This window comes from Streptomyces sp. SID11385 (assembly GCF_010548245.1).
Classification (GTDB): domain Bacteria; phylum Actinomycetota; class Actinomycetes; order Streptomycetales; family Streptomycetaceae; genus Streptomyces.
In genome coordinates, this window is sequence record NZ_JAAGLR010000610.1 from 1 (window position 1) to 607 (window position 607).

The following is a 607-nucleotide window of genomic DNA, read 5'->3' on the forward strand; positions in this document are numbered from 1 at the left end:
GAGCCGCCCGGTGCCCGTGCGGGTGAGGCGGCCGAAGACGACGGGGAGCCTGGTGCGGCTCCACAGGCGCTGCGGGAGCGGCTGGAGGACGGAGACGGGTCCCGAGCGGGCGAGCCGGTGCAGCAGCCGGTGGCCCTGGCCGCTGCGCCACAGCTCGCCCGCGCAGTCGCTCACGACGAGGGTGAGGCTGCGCCCGGTGGGGTCGGCGAGGCGTTCGGGGGCGTAGCGGGGGCCGCCGTCCGGCGCGGCGGCGAGGGCGAGCGGCGCGCTCGCGTCGGGGCCCTCGTGGAGGTAGTGGCAGCGGATGCCCGCGAAGGCGCCGAGCTGCGAGAAAACCTGCCGCAGCTCCTCGAACATCCGCTCCCACACGCGCATCGAGGGCGAGGCGTCGAGGACGAGGTGAAGGGTCGCCTCGCGGCGCTCGACGGTGCGGTAGACGGGGAGGACGAGGCCGCCCGCGCGCGCGGAGAGTTCGGCGGTCGCGGTCTCGTCGAGCACCTTGCGCCGCCGGGTGCCCGCGGTGCGGAAGCGCTGGAGGGGGCGCAGGGCGCGCTGGAGGTCGAGCGTGGAGCCGAAGGCGGGCGCGGCGGGCACGCCGATGCGCAGC

The 607-nt window shown here is 77.4% G+C and carries 1 protein-coding gene; it reads right to left on the reverse strand.

The window, feature by feature from the left end:
• On the reverse strand, positions 1 to 607 hold a 607-nt coding region (locus tag G3I42_RS18610), incomplete at both ends, for an SAV_2336 N-terminal domain-related protein (protein WP_275405265.1).